Origin of the sequence: Mycoplasmopsis gallopavonis, assembly GCF_900660635.1 — a bacterium.
Taxonomy (GTDB): domain Bacteria; phylum Bacillota_I; class Bacilli_A; order Mycoplasmatales; family Metamycoplasmataceae; genus Mycoplasmopsis; species Mycoplasmopsis gallopavonis.
In genome coordinates this window covers 537,004-555,442 of sequence record NZ_LR215031.1, presented here as the reverse complement: position 1 = coordinate 555,442, position 18,439 = coordinate 537,004, and the positions used below count along the sequence as shown (strand labels likewise).

The following is an 18,439-nucleotide window of genomic DNA, read 5'->3' as shown; positions in this document are numbered from 1 at the left end:
ATATTGATATAATTAAAATTATGAATAACGAAGTTAAAGAGTTAAAAGGGACATTTAAATCTTTTATTAAAAAAGACGGGGATAAATGAGGACTTATTTATTTTCAACCAGAAAATGAAAAAAGTAAAATTGTGATTTATGCAGTAGCACCATTACCAATGTGTCATGTTGATTATGAAATACTTGTCCAACCAAATAATCGGAATTATCGTTTATTAGAATTTAAACCTTACAAAAAAGAAAATACACAAATTGATTGAGTTGAGTTTTTCAAAAATCATATAAAAGGTGTTGGACAAAAATCGGCGGAAAAAATTAATGAAATTTATGGAGCTAAAATTTTTGATTTAATTAATTTTTATGAAGATAATGAAGAAGAATTAAAAAATAATTTAACCACATCGCAAATAGAGGGTTTTAAAGATTTTTGAAAAATTCCAAGAAACCAAAAAACCATAAAAGAGCTTCTAGGGAAAACTGGTGAAGCAGATATGAGTTCTATTTCGTTTTTTTATAACAATAATTTAGAAATTCTTTATAACAAATTGTTAGAAATTCATGACAATGATGAAAGCATAGATTTTGTGAAGTTTTATACAAAAAACCAACCTTATATTTTGTATACTAAATATAACTTAAATTTATTGTTAGTAGATCAATTTGCTCTTTTATTAAAATACTCAAAATCTTTCCCAGAAAGAGTTAAAGCTTATTTAAAGTTTATTATTCAAGAAAAAGAAAGAGATAATTCAACTCTTTTACCTGCTACAGAAATTTTTGTAGACTTACAAACTAAAACGGAAATAGAATCACCTATTTTGAAAGAAATTCTTATAGATCTTTGCAATCAAGGTTATTTGTTCTACTACAATAAAAATGGAAAAGATTATTTTTCATTAGGTTCGACAAGAAAAAAAGAATTTTTTATTTATGAATTTCTTGAAAAAATAAATAATCAACCTCCAAAAATATTTGATAGTTTAGATTCTTCAAAACTTAATGATTTATCAAAGAAACAACAAGAAGCTTATTTATCTTTTTTAAAAGAAAATATATTAATAATTACAGGTGGCCCAGGAACAGGAAAAACTCATCTTATTAATAAGTTAAATCAAACATTAAAACTCAATCGTTATAAAAATGAAAATGATTATGTAATCTTAGCTCCAACAGGTCGTGCAGCAACAAACATTTCAAATAAAATTAAATCAAAAGTCAAAACAATTCATAGTTTTTTAAGAATTCCAACCGACTTAGAAGAACCGGAATATGACGAAGATCGAGAACTTATTAAAGTTTTAATTATTGATGAGTTTTCAATGGTTAATTTAAATATTTTTGAAAAACTATTAAGATCATGTCCTAATTTAGAAAAATTAGTTTTAATAGGTGATATTGATCAACTACCGGCAATTGGTCCAGGGAATTTATTAGAAAATCTTCTTTTATCGAATAAATTTTCAGCAACTTATTTAGTTGATTATTTTAGAAGTGACTCAAAAACAATTTGAGAACACTTTAATTCAATAAAAAAAGAAGGTGAGTTACCTAAGTTTCATAAAGGAATAGTTGATTTGTATGAATTTAATGATTTAACCTTAACTGATCAGTTGGTTGATCTTTATTCTAAAAAACTTCAAAAGACAGATTTAGAAAATTTAATCTTATTATGTCCGACTTATAAAGGAAATGAAGGTTTAATTAACTTAAATAATTTAATTCAAAATAAAATTAATCCACAAGGAAGGGTTGTCCATACTTATAAAAAATTAGGTCAAACAATTGAGTTTAGAGTTGGTGATAAAGTTATTCAATTAGAAAACAGAATTAATGATGAAATTTATAATGGAGATTTTGGAAGAATTGTTGCTGTTGATGAAGGAACTAGTTCTAAAGCTAAAGATAAGAAAATTAAAATTGAGTTTAATCAAGGACACGAAAATAAAACTATTGTTTACACAAGAGAAGAATTTTATAATCAAATTGCTCTTGGCTATGGTGTTACTGTACATAAATTTCAGGGTAGTGAAATTAATAATGTAATTTTTTTAGTTCATCCAAAACATAATTTTATGTTAACTAAAAAAATGTTATATACAGGGACTTCACGAGCAAAAAAATATTTAGCAATAGTAACCACAAATAAATCAGATTATAGAGAAATTAATTTAAAAAATGAAGTTTACAAAAAAGAAATATTAACAAATTTAGAATTATTCTTAAAAGGAGAAAAATGAAATTAATTGTCGGATTAGGAAACCCAGGAGAACAATACAAATTCACAAGACATAATGTAGGTTTTTTAGCAATTGATAAAATTTGTGAAAAATTGGGGGTTACTTTAAATAAATCAAAATTTAATGGTCAATATGTAAAGATTGATGATCTTGTTTTAGCTAAACCAATGACATATATGAATAAATCAGGCGAATTTATTTCTTCACTTGCAAATTATTTTAAAATTTCCACTGATGACATTTTAGTTATTCATGACGAAAAAGATTTTCCGCTCGGAAAAAGTGCGATCAAAATAGGTGGAAGCGGCGGCAGTCACAATGGAGTTTTAAATATAGTTCAACAATTAGGGACAACTAGTTTTAAACGTTTAAAAGTAGGTATTGATTCACCGCACGAAGGTCCACTTAAAGATTTTGTTTTAGGTCGTTTTAAACCACAAGAAATGTTGGTTTTGGAAAATGTTTTAGAAAAATGCTCTGAAGCAGCGATTGCTTTTTCATTTAATGACATTTTGAGCGTAATGAATAAATTTAATTCAAAATTAAAATAATGCGAAAAAATAAATATTTATTAGCTGTTAGCGGTGGTGCAGATAGTATGTTTTTACTTGATGCTTATAAAAATAAAAATCTTATTGTCTGTTATGTTAATTACAACCAAAGAGAAGACTCTAAACTTGATGAACAGTTGGTACAAGATTTTTGTAATAAAAATAAAATTCCTATCTTTAAATTAATATTGAATAAAAATTCTTATCTTTCAGGTAATTTTCAAGATTGAGCAAGAAAAGAAAGATATTTATTTTTTAAAAAAATTTATGAGCAAGAAAAATGCAATCAACTACTAATTGCTCATCACTTCGATGATTTTTTAGAAACTGCAATTATGCAAAAAAATAGCGGTAAATATATTAATTATTATGGAATTAAAAAAACAAATCATTTTTTAGGAATGAAAATAAAAAGACCGTTGCTTTTTTGTTTTACAAAAGCCAGAATTCTAAGAATTTGCAAAAAAAAGAATATTCCTTATAGAGACGATTACACAAATTTTGAAGATAAATATTTAAGAAATAGAATTAGAAAACAGATAAAAAATTATTCATTTTTTAAAAAAATAATAATTTTTATTTATTTTCTAAAAGAAAATTTAAAACTTAGACAAAAAGAAAAACAAATTAATCTTGAATATAAAATTTGAAAAGAAAATGAGTTTTCCCAAGATGTTTTTGTTAATTTTCTTAACCAAGAATCATTGATTTATAAATTTATTAATCAACATTTTGAAAATGTTAATTTAACCAAAGGAAAAATTAAAGAAATAATTAAATTTTTAGTATCAAAAAACAGAACTAGCAAATATAAATTAGATGATTTTAATTATTTAATAAAAAAAGAGGAAAATTAGTTTAAAAATAGTTCAAAAATATATAAAAATTTATTTATTAAATGTAATAATTAGCAGAAAAAAAACTCAAATGCTAAATTTTTTTCCAAAATAATATAAAATTATTTCTATATAAATTAGAAAGGAAATATAATGAACAGAAAAAGAAATCCGTGATATATAGTATTTACTATTCTTGTGATTTTAGGTATTATTGGTTTTATTGTTTATTCATTTTTATCTAAAGGATCTGGAACAAGTAATTTAACTTCTTTCACAGAACTTGTTAATAAAGCAGCTTTAAGCGATAGCGATAATATTTATTTTAAAGAAATTAATGCTTTAAATAACAACACTATTTCTTATATTTTACAAGATGGTGATAAATTAATTAATAGCACAGTTGCGGGAAATGTTGATTATTTATCAAACGCAACCCAAGAACTTGTAAAAGGTACAAAAATTTTTAGTACTCTACAAGGTGAAAATATATCTATTGTTGGAGGATTTAAAGGACAAGAAATTAGTAGTCCAAACATTTTCTTACAATTATTATTCTCATTAATCCCAACAATTATTTTTATTGGTGCAATGTTTTTCATTTTTCGTGCTCAATCAAAAGCAATGAATGGTGGTGCTAATCCGTTTGGAGAAAAAAGTCCTGCACAAATCATTAAATCTGATAAGAAATTTTCAGATGTAGCCGGAAATAAAGAACCAATTGAAGAAATTAAAGAGATTGTAGATTATTTAAAAAATCCTAAAAAATATCAAGAATCAGGAGCTAGAATGCCAAGAGGTATTCTTTTAGGGGGTCCCCCAGGAACAGGTAAGACATTACTTGCGAAAGCAACAGCGGGTGAGGCGGGAGTTCCTTTCTTCTTTGTTTCTGCTTCTAATTTCGTTGAACTTTTTGTTGGTATGGGAGCAAAAAGGGTACGTCAAGTTATAGCTGAAGCTAGAAAAAATCCTGCCGCAATTGTTTTTATCGATGAATTAGATGCAATCGGAAGAACAAGAGGTAGTGGAATTGGTGGTGGACACGACGAACGTGAACAAACACTTAACCAACTTCTAGTTGAAATGGATGGTATTCAAGAAAATTCAGGAATTTTATTTATTGCAGCAACTAACCGTACAGATGTTTTAGATCCTGCTTTAACTCGTCCAGGTCGTTTTGATCGTGTTATTACAGTCGGATTACCTGATGTAAAAGAAAGAGAAGAAATTCTTAAATTACACGCAAAAGGTAAAAGATTTGATTCAAAAGTTGATTTTGAAAGAGTCGCAAGAAGAACACCAGGTTTCTCAGGTGCTCAATTAGAAAATGTTATTAATGAATCTGTTTTACTTTCAGTTAGAGAAAAAAGTCAATTAATTACATTAGATATCATTGATGAAGCTATTGATAGAGTAATGGCTGGTCCTGCTAAAAAATCAAGAACAATTACTCCTGAAGAATTAAAATTAGTAGCATATCATGAAGCTGGTCATGCTGTTGTAGGGATCAAAATTCCAGGAGGAAACAAAGTTCAAAAAATTACAATTATTCCTCGTGGACAAGCTGGTGGATATAATTTAATGATGCCTGAAAATGAAAAGTACAATTACACAAAAGAAGAATTGTTAGCAACAATTGCAAGTTTCATGGGTGGTCGTGCAGCTGAAGAAATTGTTTATGGACCTGAAAAAATCACAACAGGTGCATCTGATGATATCAACAAAGCAACATCAATTGCTCGTAGAATGGTTACAGAATTTGGTATGAGTGATCTTGGTCCAATTAAATATCAAGAAGAATCAGGTAGTCCATTTTTAGGTAAAACTTTAGCTACAAGTTCTTCTATTTCAAACCAAATTAGTCATGAAATAGATTTAGAAGTTAGAAAAATAATTTTAGAAGCAAAACAAATAGCTACTAAAGTAATTAACGAAAATAAAAAATTATTAGAATTAATTAAAGAACTACTTTTAGAAAAAGAAACAATTATTGCGGAAGAAATCGAATATATTGCAGAACATTTAGAACTTCCTCCGAGAAAAATAGAAGAAAAGATTGAAGAAAAAAGAGATTTAACAATTGATAAATTAATAGCTGAAAGTGATAATTTAACAGAAGTAGATCTTAAAAAAGACGAACAAAAAATTCAAGAACTTGATAAAGAAATTGAGCAAAATAACTAAAATTAGTTAAAGAGAAAAGACGCATCTAGCGTCTTTTTTATCGAAAAAAATATTATTTTTATTAGTCCTTAAACATTTATAATTATTTAATATTAATTATTTTAGATAAATTAAAGGAGTTTTTTATGTGAAGATTATTTAAAGAAGTTTGAAGATCTTTGTTTAAAAATAAAATTGTAGTATCAGGTCTTGCAATCTTGATTTTTTTAACATCAGGAATTTTTACCCTATTAAATGATACTTATCAATCAATGCAAAGACAATATAATTCATATAAGAAAAAGTCTGATTATCATGATTTAACTGTTGATATTAACTTACCTGCAAATGGAACGGCTTTTAACAATGGTTATTATGTTAATGGTTTATCTCAAAATAGTGCTCGTCAAGATTATAATAAACCATTAAACTATATTCAAGTTGATGAAAATGGTCAAGAATTATTTAATCAAGTTTATAAAATTATTGATTTTAACTCTTTAAAAGATCAAGAATTTTTAAATTTATCAATTTTTTTCAAAACACCAGAAGAAAAACAAAGTTATGCTAACAAATATATAAAAACTTATGACTTTTTAAATCTTTATGCAAACTATAATCCTGAAAAATCTAATTTAAACGATCAACCTTTGTTACAACTTTATTTTGAAGATTCTCTTCGTAAAATTGTTTTAAAACAAAATTATCAAATTGATCTTTACACCAAAGAAAACGGAACTTACACTAATGATTTAATTTCTAGAACAATTAATAAAAATAATTCAGCAGAATTTCGTTTTGATAAACAATATAAATTATCTGATATAGGATTTTTAGGATCAATAAACGATCGAGAAATTTTTATTAATCAAGTACCTGAATTATTTGTTGATGTTACTACAAATGATTTTTTAGCTACTTTTGATCGTTTGAAAGCAAGAAATTGAGAAAAAGAAAATAGGTTAGTCTTAAAAGTTAGTTCACAAAATGTAGCTCGTGCATTAGGGTTTGTGCCAGCAGAAAATAATTCATATTATAAGAGACGTTTAAATGATGAATTTTCAAGTGGATTAATAAGCATTTTACAAATTGATGATTTAGCGACTTTAATTAATAAAAAATTGAAGATGCGTTTTAGTTATGAATCTATCATTCCTAATTCAGAAATTACGGTTACAAACAAAAAGAAATTTACTTTTTTAAAAGATAAAGATTACTCAATTCCGACTGAATGAACAGGGATTCAAGAAAATTACACTTTCTTCACTCGTAAAAATTATCATTTAACATATGATGAATTTCATAAAAATGATTGAACAGGTACTTATTTAACTTTTATTGAAAGTTTAAAAGAAAAAAATCGATTAACACCTGAAATTGTGGATTTTTCACTTTGAGAAAAAAGTTTAAAATCTTTTGTTTTAAGATACGACGCTGAAGGTAATTTATTACCTAGTGAACATTTAAGTGAAGGTAATGATTCAATTGTTTCAAATGGTTCAATTACTTTAACAGAAGCGACAACTCTTAAATTAAAATTAGCACCAAGCAAATATCAAGAAATTTCTGATGCAATATTTAAAAACCCTGATCTTATTGTTGATTTTAAAAATAACGGACAAACAAAAACAAGTATTCAAAACTATTATTCTTTAGAACAACCAAAAACAATTGCCCAATTAGAAACTAATAAAGATAACTTGACTTTTAGTGAATTTAAAGATATTACAAATAAACAAATTAATGAAGAACGCTTTAAAATCATTAAAGATGGTGCTTTAAGAATTACTAAACAAAATATTTATAATAAAGTACTCGAAAGAGTTGGGGATCCTAAAAATATTGGAATTAGACAAACAATTACAATTGACTCATTTAACGATAATGAAAAATATGTCTTTCATTTAGTAAATACAGGAGATACAGAAGGTAAAGTTTTAGAAATTCCGATTGAAATTAATAAATTAGTTAATGAAGATGCTGCTAACATTAAATTGGATGGTAGTCAATTTCAAGATAGTAGTATTTTTAAAAGTAAACAAATTCCACCTTTTGTAGCGAAGGTTCTTATTTATCAAGCTAACTATAATGTTTCACCAGATCCAAGATATATTAATCCTGATATTGAATATAACAATATTATTTTCAATAATTATCTTTCAAAAGAAACATCAACTTTAAGAAATAAAAAAATCTACAAATTATCAAAATACGGTTATGATCTTGCTCCTAATTTTGCAAATTTAGGAGTAACTTGAAATGCTGGTAAATTAATCTTATTACACCCAGTTTATTCAATAGCTCAAGCTAACAAAATTCAATATTGAGAAAATGTTCATTTAGAAAAATATCCAAATGGAACTATGGATATTGAACAATTTTATGAATTAATTAGTGCTTCTAATAATTTATTAACAATTAAAGCTCAAATTAATCCTGATGGTTGAGTTGCAAAATCAAGTGATTTTTCAAATCAAGTTTATGTACCATTTGGTTACCGTGGCCCAAATACAGAAATCGAATTAGAGGCCCGTCTTTTTAACACACTTAAAAAAGGAATTGATAGTGTTGAAAAATCTTTATTAAGCACAGATTTAATTAAAGATAGTTTTATTACAAAGGAACAAGTTTATTCACTTTCAAGAGCGTTTGAAATTAGTATCGAAAAAAATAATTTTGCGAAAGTTTTCTCATCAGCTCAAATTAATTTTAATATTCTTCCTAAAATGATTTTAGATGGAATTTATGAATTAGCTCATGATCCAAACGGTGATCAGGTAGCTAAAATTTTAATAACAATTTTAAATCGTATTAAAGAGAAAATTTTAGCTCAAAACCCATCCCAAAGAAAAGAATATCTAACAAACGAAATCCAAAAAATTGATAATTTTGTAAGCACAGCTTTTGGTAGTTCATTTACTTTTGGATTACCATGAAAAAATTTAGTTGATCTTTCAAAAGATCCTATTGTTGTAATTGATAATTTAATCAAAATTATCAATTCAATTAATTTCCAACAATTTACAGAATATACAAATGATTTCTTTATCAATTTATATAATAAATACTTTGATATAGATGGTAATAAAGTTGAAGAAGAATATGTCGAAAAGCATCCTGACGAAATTTTTTATCAAAGAAAAATTAGTTATCATGAAATTGCTTTATGACTTTTAAAATCAATTGATTGAGAGCATGCTCGTGATGGATTATTAAGTTTAATTGATAATTTAAATATTGAACTTATTTCTAATTTTGATTCACCGGATAATCCTTTATCACAATTTTTTAACTTACTTGGTGATGGATTAAAAACTTTATTAAATCAAATGGATGCTTATAAAAATAATAGTAAATTTAGATTCCATAATTTAATAAATGGTATTAAAGATCTTATTAAAGGTTTTGAACTTGATACTTTTGTAAGAATTTTAGACTCTAAAATTAAAGTTACTAAATTTGATTTAGTTGAAACAACTTACGATCTCGAATTTAAAACAAATGTATCTAAAACTAAATATTATAGTGCAGGTTATTTAAATTCAACAATTTGACTTCAAAGCTTTTTACAAAGTTTATTTGCTCAACCAGGTTCAAACAAAAGAATTAAAGAAATTTTAATTCAAATGTTTAATATTTCATCAAAAGGATCAACTATTAAAATTGATGAAAATACTTATATAACAATTCCTGTTGCAGATCCTGATAAATTAGATTACTTTGACTTTTTACCTTTATTCCAAAGCAAACCTAGTGTAAATAATTCAGCAGAACCAAGTGGTCCGCCAACATTAAATGATCAAAGTGATTTTGTCAAATTGGAATATGTTTTAGAGTTTGTTAAAACAAAACAAGAAATCGTTTGAGATGAACTTAAAATGATTGAAAAACAACTTTTAGGAACATTTTTCGGGTGAAGCGGACAAGACAAAAACGGAAATAAAGTTGTTTATAACCAAGAAGATATTTCCCAAAAAGTAAGAGAATGAACAGAAATTCTCAATTTAATTAAACTAGATACAAACAATACTAAATTAAAATCAAATTTAAGTATTTCAAATTTATTTAAATATTTTGATACAACTAATGATGCTCAAAGTTCCTCATTATTTTTCAGCTTAGCCAAAAGAATTATTGGAATTTTTGATCAATACAATAGTGATGATGAATACGCTTATGTAGGTCCTGCTTTTAATTTATTTAAACCGCTTTGAGAAGTTCTTGAAGTAGAAGGGGCTTCACTTGAAGCTAAGAAAGTTTTCTTAAATCAACTTTTAGCACTTGCAAACCGTCAAAATGTAATTGAAATGTTTAATTCATTCGATTTATTCCAACCTGCTAGTTTAAATATTGCCGGATATCAAAAAACTAAATTTGGTGTTTCTCGCTCACTTGCAAATCCGCAAAAAATGAGAGATTTATTTTTTGCTAAAAACGAAAATAACGAATATGAATTTTCTGGACTTAATTATTTAGCAAATAACAACCCTCAATTTAAACAGTATCTTCAAGAACATGAACTTGAACTTACAAAACTATTTTCTTATATTGCAAGTTCTGACGCATTCTTTAATTATGGAGAAATAACTCAAATTGGAAGTTACAAATTAGGTTACAAAAATCTCTTATCAGTTGTTTTAAACAATTTAATTAACGGTTTTTTAACAAATGAATATGTAAATCAAAACTTTAAAGTTTTAAACTGAATTTTTAAGAAAAACTATAACACAATTTCATTATCAAGTATTGGTGTTTCAGATGTGCTTCTTAACCCGCTTTTAAGAGCAAAAAATCCACAATTATTAATTTGATTATTAGCGGACACTAACTCTATTGGAGAAGAGGCAAATAGCAATTCTAATATTGCGTACTTTATTAATCAAAAATTAGTTGACTTTGAAACATTGTTTAATAACGAAAAATGATCATATGAATTTGTAGACACACTTTTAAAATTAAATTTAACACCATCTATTCCAAACCCAATTGTTGGTCGTGATTATACTTTCCAAGTAGCAATCGATAATGATTACATCTTAACTTTACAAAAATTAATTTCAGAAAATAAAGAGAAATACTCTCCATTTGATATTAATTTAATTGACACAATTATTAAAATGATGGATTCGATTACTAATGTAACTTATACATCATCACTTTTACAATTTAATAAACCAGAATCATATCTTGCAAAAGCAAATTTTGCTTGATTACAAAAAAATAATAAAAAAATCTACAATGGTAAAATCCCCGCAAATCCAGTTGACATTATGTCTTTAATTTCAAAATTACCAAATGATTACAAAATTAACATTAGTGGATCAGATTACATTATCATTGGTGATGATATTACATTTGACTATCTTTACCCAGTTATTGACGAAAATAACATCCAAGTTAATACCAAAAACCAAGCTATTGTTTATGTAAACCAAGCTGGATTTGATCGGATTAGACAATCATTTAGAGGTAATTTAGTTAAAGAATATTTAACAGTAAAAGCACCTTTAAAATATACAAACAAACAAATTAAAGATCTTCAAAAAGATTTAGAAGAAATTGTTCAAAAATCTATTGTTTCAAGCGTGAATTTACAAAGAGTTTATCTCACAAATGAAATAGATCCTTTAAACCCAGAGCGTAGTTTAAGAATTACAACAACCAACGGAATTATTCGTGCTGTTAAACTTGTAGCATTAGTTTTCCTTATCATCTTAGTGGCTCTTGTGGGAATTTCAATTATCTTTATTATTAAGCGTTATATTGCTAACAAAAATAAAGTTATTGGTATTTTAGTAGCTCAAGGATATACACCTTTACAAATTGCTTTATCATTAACAACATTTGCTTTCTTTACAATTTTCTTAGGTGGAACATTAGGATTTCTAACCGGATTTATGTTCCATGGTTTATCAATTCGTTTACTTCAAAGTTATTGAACAATTCCAATTACGACTTTAGATTTATCTCTGACAAGTTTATTAATTAATATTCTTACACCGCTAGGTGCAATGTGTTTATTGATTATAATCATTGCTCTGCACTCATTAAAATTCAAAGCAATTGATTTAATGAGCGGAATTGTTGAATTAAATACTAGTGAATTTAATGCTAAAATCCAAAAATGAAGTAAGAAAAAGAATATCAAAACCAAATTCTCATTATCACTTTTATTTAATAGTTTTGGTAAATTAATGTCATTTGCAATTTCGGTAATTTTAGCAAGTATTACAACGGTTTTTGCATTTGGTACTTTCGGGGTGTTTGATCGTTCAATCAACTGAACTTACGGTAATAGACATTACAACTATAAATATGATTTATCTTCTCCAACAAGAGAAGGAGGAGCTTTAAATCCATATAACTTATCTTCAACAGATTTAGCAAATGGACTATATGTTCCAATTGGAGTCGGAGAAGAAATGAATATGTACCAAAGTAACTACTTTGGTACAGGATATTCACCTGCAATTAATGTTTATAATGCTAACGGAAATCCTGGACAATTTACTGGACACTTAATCACTCAGTTTTCAGTTAATATTAAAATTAACAAGGGTGTTTCAATCGATCCTTGAAGTATTGTTTATAATTCACTTCCTGACACTCAAAAATCGAGAATTACATTAGTTCGTGATAAGGTTGGTTTTGCTCTTGAATCAACCCAAGTTGGGTTAGTTTACCAAGAAAAACGAGATGTCAATGGTAATTTAGTAAAAACAAACGAAATTGACGGTGCTAAAACTAAACAAAATCGTGATTGATTCTTCCACTATGTTCCAAATGAACAAAATGTTGTTGATGGTAAATTCTACTTCTATAAATGAAATAACTTATCTAACAAATTTGATCGTGAAGAAATCACAACAGATAATCATCGAGCTGAATATCGTCAATTTTTAGCAAACGGATATGCTGCTCTTAATTTAGAAAATCAAAGAAAAGAAGAATTAAGAGCACAAGCAAAAACAGACGAAGAAAAAGCAAAACTAGCTCCAATTTATGACTTCTTTGTTTCATTTAACTCAATTTACTTTGATCCAAAAGAAGATGAAGGTTTCACTTATGTTCAAACTTCATTAAAAGATACAAATATTAAATTGTATGGATATCAAGACAATTCTAAATTTGTAGAAGTTGTTAACCTTAAAGGTGATAACTTAATTAGTTTAATTAACCAAAAATTTAAGGAACAAGGTGAAGATGTTACTAAGGAAATTCCAGTAGTAATCAATAATGTTTCTCGTTCATTATTCAATTTAAAAGAAGGTTCAATCTTTAAAGCAAGTGTTCAAAACCATATTGATCGTTATAAAGAAAAAGTAAACGCAATAATGGGTCTTGACTCAAATCTTTATCAAAAAGAATATAAATTTAAGGTCGTTGGAATTATTAATACATATATTAATAATGAATTTATTATTCCTAAAAAAGCAGCAGATAAAATTGTAGGATTGGACAGCTTAACAAGCAATCCAAAATATCCTGTCTTTAATGGAATTCTTTCAAAATCAACAGAACCAAAACAATTAATTTGAACAACAGGACTTTATTCAAATTCAGGTTATAGTCCAAGCGGTGATAGTTTTAATGCTGATAAACTTGAAGAAAATGAAAGAAACGATCTTTTTGATGGTATTTTTGGTTCAAGTGCTTTTGTTGAAAACTTAGCACCTGGTGTAATGGAAAAAGATGGTTATACACCAGAACAAATTATTAAGTTCTTAAATCCAAACTTCGATCTTAATACTTATAGTTCTACTGCGTTAAAACAAGAATATCAAACAGCTAAAAGAAATGCTGCAATTAATATTCAAAAATTTGCAAACATTTATTCAGATTCAGTTTATACCGCATTAGCATTTACTTTAGACGCTAAAGAAATTGAAGTTGGTTTCACCAAAACAATTTCTTCAACAGTCCAAATTATTATTACAATCATTTCAATCCTAAGCTTCTTAGTTTCAATTATTATTTTGATTATTATTTCAACAATTTTAATTAATGAAAATGAGAAGAACATTGCGATATGAAGTATTTTAGGTTATAACAATAGAGAAAAAATTCGAATGTTTTTCGGTATTTATATACCATTTATCTTAACAGCTCTTGCAATAGCTATTCCACTTGGAATTGGATTTATGCTGATTTTTGGTGGATTCTTAACTTCAACGGCAGCTATCGCTGTGCCGCTAAATATTACTTTATTAACTGTTTTATTAACAGTCTTAGTAGTCTTTTTAATCTTCACTTTAACTTCGATTTTAATTTGAAGAAGTATTAATAAAATTAAAGCAATTGATTTATTGAAAGGGAAATAATGGAAACAAAAAACAACAAAGATTTAGAACAATCAAAACAAGAAACAAAAACCACTATGGACGCTGATCAATCATCAATTTTGAGTAAAAAATCTCTTGGTGTTAAAGTGACTAAAAAGAATGTTTTTGAAGTTTTAAATGCTGATGGTGGAAGCAATCGGATGACTGTTGATCGTTCAATTGTCAAAATTCTTAAAAAAGCAGCAAACAAAAAACGTTCAAAAGACGAAAATAAAGATCTCAAAAATTCAGAAAATGCAATTATTGAAGTTAAAAATGTTTCTAAATATTACTTATCAGGAAACACAGTTACTCGTGTTTTAAAAGATGTTTCTGTAACAATTAATAAAGGTGAATTTGTCTTAATTTTTGGAAAATCAGGTGGAGGAAAATCAACACTTTTAAATTTAATAAGTGGTTTAGATCGTCCAAGTAATGGACAAGTTATTGTTTGTGATAAAAACCTACCTTATTTAAGTGATTTAAATTTAACTTTATTTAGACGTGAACATGTTAGTTTTATCTTCCAAAATTACAACCTTTTACAAAATTTATCAGGTTATGATAATGTTGAAACAGGGGCTTATTTACAAAAAGATAAATCTAAAAAATTAGATTTAGATAATTTATTTAAAGAATTTGACATGGAAGATGTTAAACATAAATTCCCTGCTCAAATGTCTGGTGGACAACAACAAAGAATTTCGATTTTAAGAGCATTAGCTAAAAATGCAGAAATTATCTTTGCTGATGAACCAACTGGAGCTTTAGACGGAAATACTTCTGAAATTGTTTTATCTTATTTATGAGATATCAATAAAAAATACGGAACAACAATTGTCATGGTTACCCATGATCCGTTGATTGATAAAATTGCAGACAAAGTAATTCGTGTCAAAGAAGGAAGAATTGAAGAGGTTGAAATTAACCCAAATCCATCTCATCCAAAAGGATTACATTTAAGAGATTAAAAAATAAGCATTTTTTAATGCTTATTTTTTATTTGACCTCAAATTTTCTTTCTGTACCATTGATTAATCTTTGGATGTTTGAACGGTGATTAAATACAATTAAAGCGGCACAAAAGATATAAATTAATCCATTAACTCAAAATGGTAAACTTATTGGCGTAGTGTAAGCAATATCACCTTTTGAGATTCAAGGAATGAAGGTAAAAGGAATTAAAATCAGTGCTGTTGCAACGCTCCCGAGTGACACATATCTTGTTAGGATTGTGATTCCGAAGAAGAAAATAGCAGCAACAAAAAGTAAACTAATATTAAGAGCAATTAAAATACCAATAGCACATCCAACACCTTTACCACCTTTAAATTTAAAAAAGATCGGAAAAGTATGTCCAATCATGCAAGCAAGACCGGAAATCATAGGTGCGTACACAACATCTTTTGCAAAATAACTTCAAAAAGCATAACCTAACGCAACTGTTAAGTAACCTTTTAAAATATCTAAAAGAAGAACTGTAATACCAAATAGCTTACCAAAAGTACGATACGAATTAGTTGCCCCGGCGTTTTCTGAATGAAATTGTCTTACATCTTGTTTTTTTCAAATTTTGCTAAGCAAAATTGAAATATTTAATGAACCAACCAAATATCCAGTGATTATTAAATAAAAATTAATCATAAATACCATAAAAATACCTCTTAATAAATTTTTTGTATTTATTATTATATAATAAATTTATGAATAAAAAATTTGAAGTAAAATTGGTTGAATTGCCTGAAAAAGTTTTAAGACAAAGGTCAAAAGATGTACCTTTACCTTTAACAGAAGAAGACATTCAACTTGCAGAAAAAATGATTTTTCACATTGATGATTCACAAAAGCCAGGAACTACATTTAGACCGGGTGTTGGAGTTGCTGCGGTTCAATATGGTGTTTTAAAAAGAGCTTTTTACATCTTTTTACAAGATGATCAAACAGGAGAAGTCTTTTTCAAAGATGTGCTTTTTAATCCCAAAGTAGTTTATAAAAGTGCTAAAAAAATAGCCTTACAAGAGGGAGAAGGTTGTCTTAGTGTTAGTGAAGAATGACCTAATCAAGCAGGATATGTTCATCGTGCTGAGTCTATTACTGTTGATGCTTATAGTTATCAAAACCGTAAATTTATGAGATTTTCAGTCAGCGGATATCTTGCAATTGTCTTTCAACATGAATTAGATCATTTAGAAGGTAAATTATTTATTGATCGAATCAAAGTTAAAGAACCGTGAAGAAAAGATAGAAAGGCAAAATATATTTAATCATGCAAGATTTAATTAAAAATTTAGAAACAGTTAATTCTATAGCTAACACTTGAATTTGAGTATCGCTATTGATAATTGTTTTCTTTGCTCTTTTAGGTGGTTTAGCAGGTTATCTGGCTAATTGAAAATGATTTATTGCACAAGTAATCATTACTTTCCTTTTTGTTATTACTTGTTTAAGTTTAACAATTATCTTTAATAAAAGTCAAACTTTCTTTGCTCAAATATTTAATATTGATGAGGAAAGGTTTAAGGAAGCAATTTCTTATGGTTATAAAATAGCAGCTGGTATGGTGGCTTTAATGATAACATCTGCGATTTTTGGATTTATAAATATGATTGTCTTTTTAGTTTTAGTTTTACGTTCAGTTACTAAAAGAAAATATATTAAAATCACTCGTAGACTTGTCAATTTATTTTTTGGAGCAGCTTTTGGTGCAACTTTCGCTGGTGCCTCAACTTCTTGAATAGCAGTTTTAGCTTCAAAAAATCATGCCACAGGATTTATGAAGTTTTCTAGTTGACTTTATTCAGCAGGTCAAGCTAAAATTCAAGATGGAGCATTGCCTGCTGTTATCGAAATTCTTAAAGAATATGAAAAAAATAAACCTTTATTCGACAAAATTCTTAGTGGTGAAAGATTAAATCAAACTGAATTAGAAAATTTATCTCAATCATTTTTAAGATTTTTAGAAAAAATTGAGCAAGTAGTTGATGTTAATGAAGAATTTGTGACAAAATTACTAAATCAAATCAATTACAAAGAAAAAATTAATTTTGAAGAAAGTAAAAATTATATAGAAACAAAATTAAACGAGGTTATTGAGGAAAATTCAATTAACTTAAATAATTCAAACGCAAAAGAACAATTAACTAATGCGTTTGCAACTAAAATCAAAAACGAGCTTCAAAATGCACAAGTTGCAGGTCAATGAATAGACGAACGAGCAGAAAAAATCGATCAATGAGTTAAAGTAACTGCTCAAATTTATCAAAATCTTAATCAAAAAACACAAGAAAAAGTTTCTAAATTAATTTTTGGAACAATTGTTAAAGAATTTGATGTAAAAGCTTTAAATTACATTGATTTTAATCAATTAATTACAAATTTAAGCAATTAAAATAATTTAAGAAAGGATTATTATGAACAACTTTCAACCAAAAGACAATAGTTCTAATAATGTTAATTTAAAAACGACAGAAATACCTTACGGGATAGATGAACAATCTGCTGCAAAGGTTTATGTTGATCCTAAAAATGAAATTTCTCCATTAGCACATACAACAATTAGAAAAGAAAAAACAATTCGTTTTATTGCTTTTGTTTTTTGATTAGTGATTTTTGTTTCATCATTGGTTGCAATTGGAGTTGCTGTTGGAATTTCTAAAACTAATGATTATAAAAACGCAAGTTTTATTGGATGATATATTTTATTTGGTTTATCAACAATTTTAGGATTAGTTCTTTTTATTAAAAATGCAATGGATTTTGCAAGCTGAAGAAAAACAGAAAAACAATTCCGTTATAACTATAAAAGAGGTGATGTTGCAGCTTCAACAATGTTTGCTGAGCTTTATAAAACATTAACTTTAAAAAATTTAAGATTAATGTGACTTTACTTTTTCTTTTTAACATATTTTGGATTACTTTTAGTTATTGTAGCTGCTTTAAATGCAAGTGGAACATGAACAATTGGTAAAGAACCAACAAGCACATCAAATGGATCTTTCTTTATTAAATTAGATTGACCAAAAATTTTAGAAAGTTGATTTGGAAAAATTTGATCTTTTGAAGTTATTGGATTAATTGTTTTAGTGACATTAACAGTTTTACTTTTAGTGGTTTGACTTTATGATCGTAAAAGAATTAAAGATATCCAAATGAATTTAGGAACAGATGGTCAAAGTGCAGCAACTTTAATTGCTTCTGTTCAAGAATCTAGAAGATCAGAAAATAAAGCTTGAATTAAATTCTATATTTTTGTGTTTATTTTAACTGTTTTAGTACCGCTTGCAATCTTTATTTTCTTAGTTTATACAAAGGTTATTAGAAGAAAGAAATAA

Annotated in this window: 10 protein-coding genes; 9 read left to right on the top strand and 1 reads right to left on the bottom strand. The window is 26.8% G+C overall.

Features of this window, described 5'->3' with window-relative positions:
* Nucleotides 1–20: 20 nt before the first annotated feature.
* The 6 genes from EXC53_RS02280 to EXC53_RS02255 all read left to right on the top strand — a co-directional run bounded on the left by EXC53_RS02280 (nucleotide 21) and on the right by EXC53_RS02255 (nucleotide 15,079).
* Entirely contained in the window at nucleotides 21–2,243 is a 2,223-nt protein-coding gene (locus tag EXC53_RS02280; RefSeq protein WP_119572291.1) for an ATP-dependent DNA helicase, read from the top strand.
* A complete protein-coding gene (gene pth / locus EXC53_RS02275; RefSeq protein WP_119572292.1) occupies nucleotides 2,234–2,788 on the top strand; it encodes an aminoacyl-tRNA hydrolase in 555 nt (184 codons plus the stop codon). The genes EXC53_RS02280 and pth overlap by 10 nt, the downstream gene beginning before the upstream one ends.
* Nucleotides 2,788–3,645 carry a tRNA lysidine(34) synthetase TilS gene (gene tilS / locus EXC53_RS02270; RefSeq protein WP_129724652.1) on the top strand — a complete coding sequence of 286 codons (858 nt, stop codon included), beginning with the start codon at nucleotides 2,788–2,790 and terminating at the stop codon, nucleotides 3,643–3,645. The genes pth and tilS overlap by 1 nt, the downstream gene beginning before the upstream one ends.
* Before the next feature lie 132 nt (nucleotides 3,646–3,777).
* Entirely contained in the window at nucleotides 3,778–5,808 is a 2,031-nt protein-coding gene (ftsH, locus tag EXC53_RS02265; RefSeq protein WP_129724650.1) for an ATP-dependent zinc metalloprotease FtsH, read from the top strand.
* A 125-nt stretch (nucleotides 5,809–5,933) separates the two neighbouring features.
* Nucleotides 5,934–14,108: an ABC transporter permease gene (locus EXC53_RS02260; protein ID WP_119571981.1), complete on the top strand. Its 8,175-nt coding sequence runs from the start codon at nucleotides 5,934–5,936 to the stop codon at nucleotides 14,106–14,108.
* Complete coding sequence (locus EXC53_RS02255) at nucleotides 14,108–15,079, top strand: ABC transporter ATP-binding protein (protein ID WP_119571982.1); 972 nt, start codon at nucleotides 14,108–14,110, stop codon at nucleotides 15,077–15,079. The genes EXC53_RS02260 and EXC53_RS02255 overlap by 1 nt, the downstream gene beginning before the upstream one ends.
* Before the next feature lie 28 nt (nucleotides 15,080–15,107).
* On the opposite strand, the gene plsY is transcribed toward EXC53_RS02255, so the two are convergent.
* Nucleotides 15,108–15,752, bottom strand: coding sequence for a glycerol-3-phosphate 1-O-acyltransferase PlsY (gene plsY / locus EXC53_RS02250; protein WP_223214509.1), 645 nt, complete (start codon nucleotides 15,750–15,752; stop codon nucleotides 15,108–15,110).
* A 59-nt stretch (nucleotides 15,753–15,811) separates the two neighbouring features.
* Between plsY and def the strand changes: the two genes are divergently transcribed.
* The 3 genes from def to EXC53_RS02235 are packed head-to-tail and all read left to right on the top strand — an operon-like array spanning nucleotide 15,812 to nucleotide 18,439.
* Entirely contained in the window at nucleotides 15,812–16,372 is a 561-nt protein-coding gene (def, locus tag EXC53_RS02245; RefSeq protein WP_119571984.1) for a peptide deformylase, read from the top strand.
* A 2-nt stretch (nucleotides 16,373–16,374) separates the two neighbouring features.
* On the top strand, nucleotides 16,375–17,496 hold the full coding sequence (locus tag EXC53_RS02240) for a hypothetical protein (RefSeq protein ID WP_119571985.1): 1,122 nt from the start codon (nucleotides 16,375–16,377) through the stop codon (nucleotides 17,494–17,496).
* A gap of 22 nt (nucleotides 17,497–17,518) precedes the next feature.
* Nucleotides 17,519–18,439, top strand: coding sequence for an MSC_0882 family membrane protein (locus tag EXC53_RS02235; RefSeq protein ID WP_119571986.1), 921 nt, complete (start codon nucleotides 17,519–17,521; stop codon nucleotides 18,437–18,439).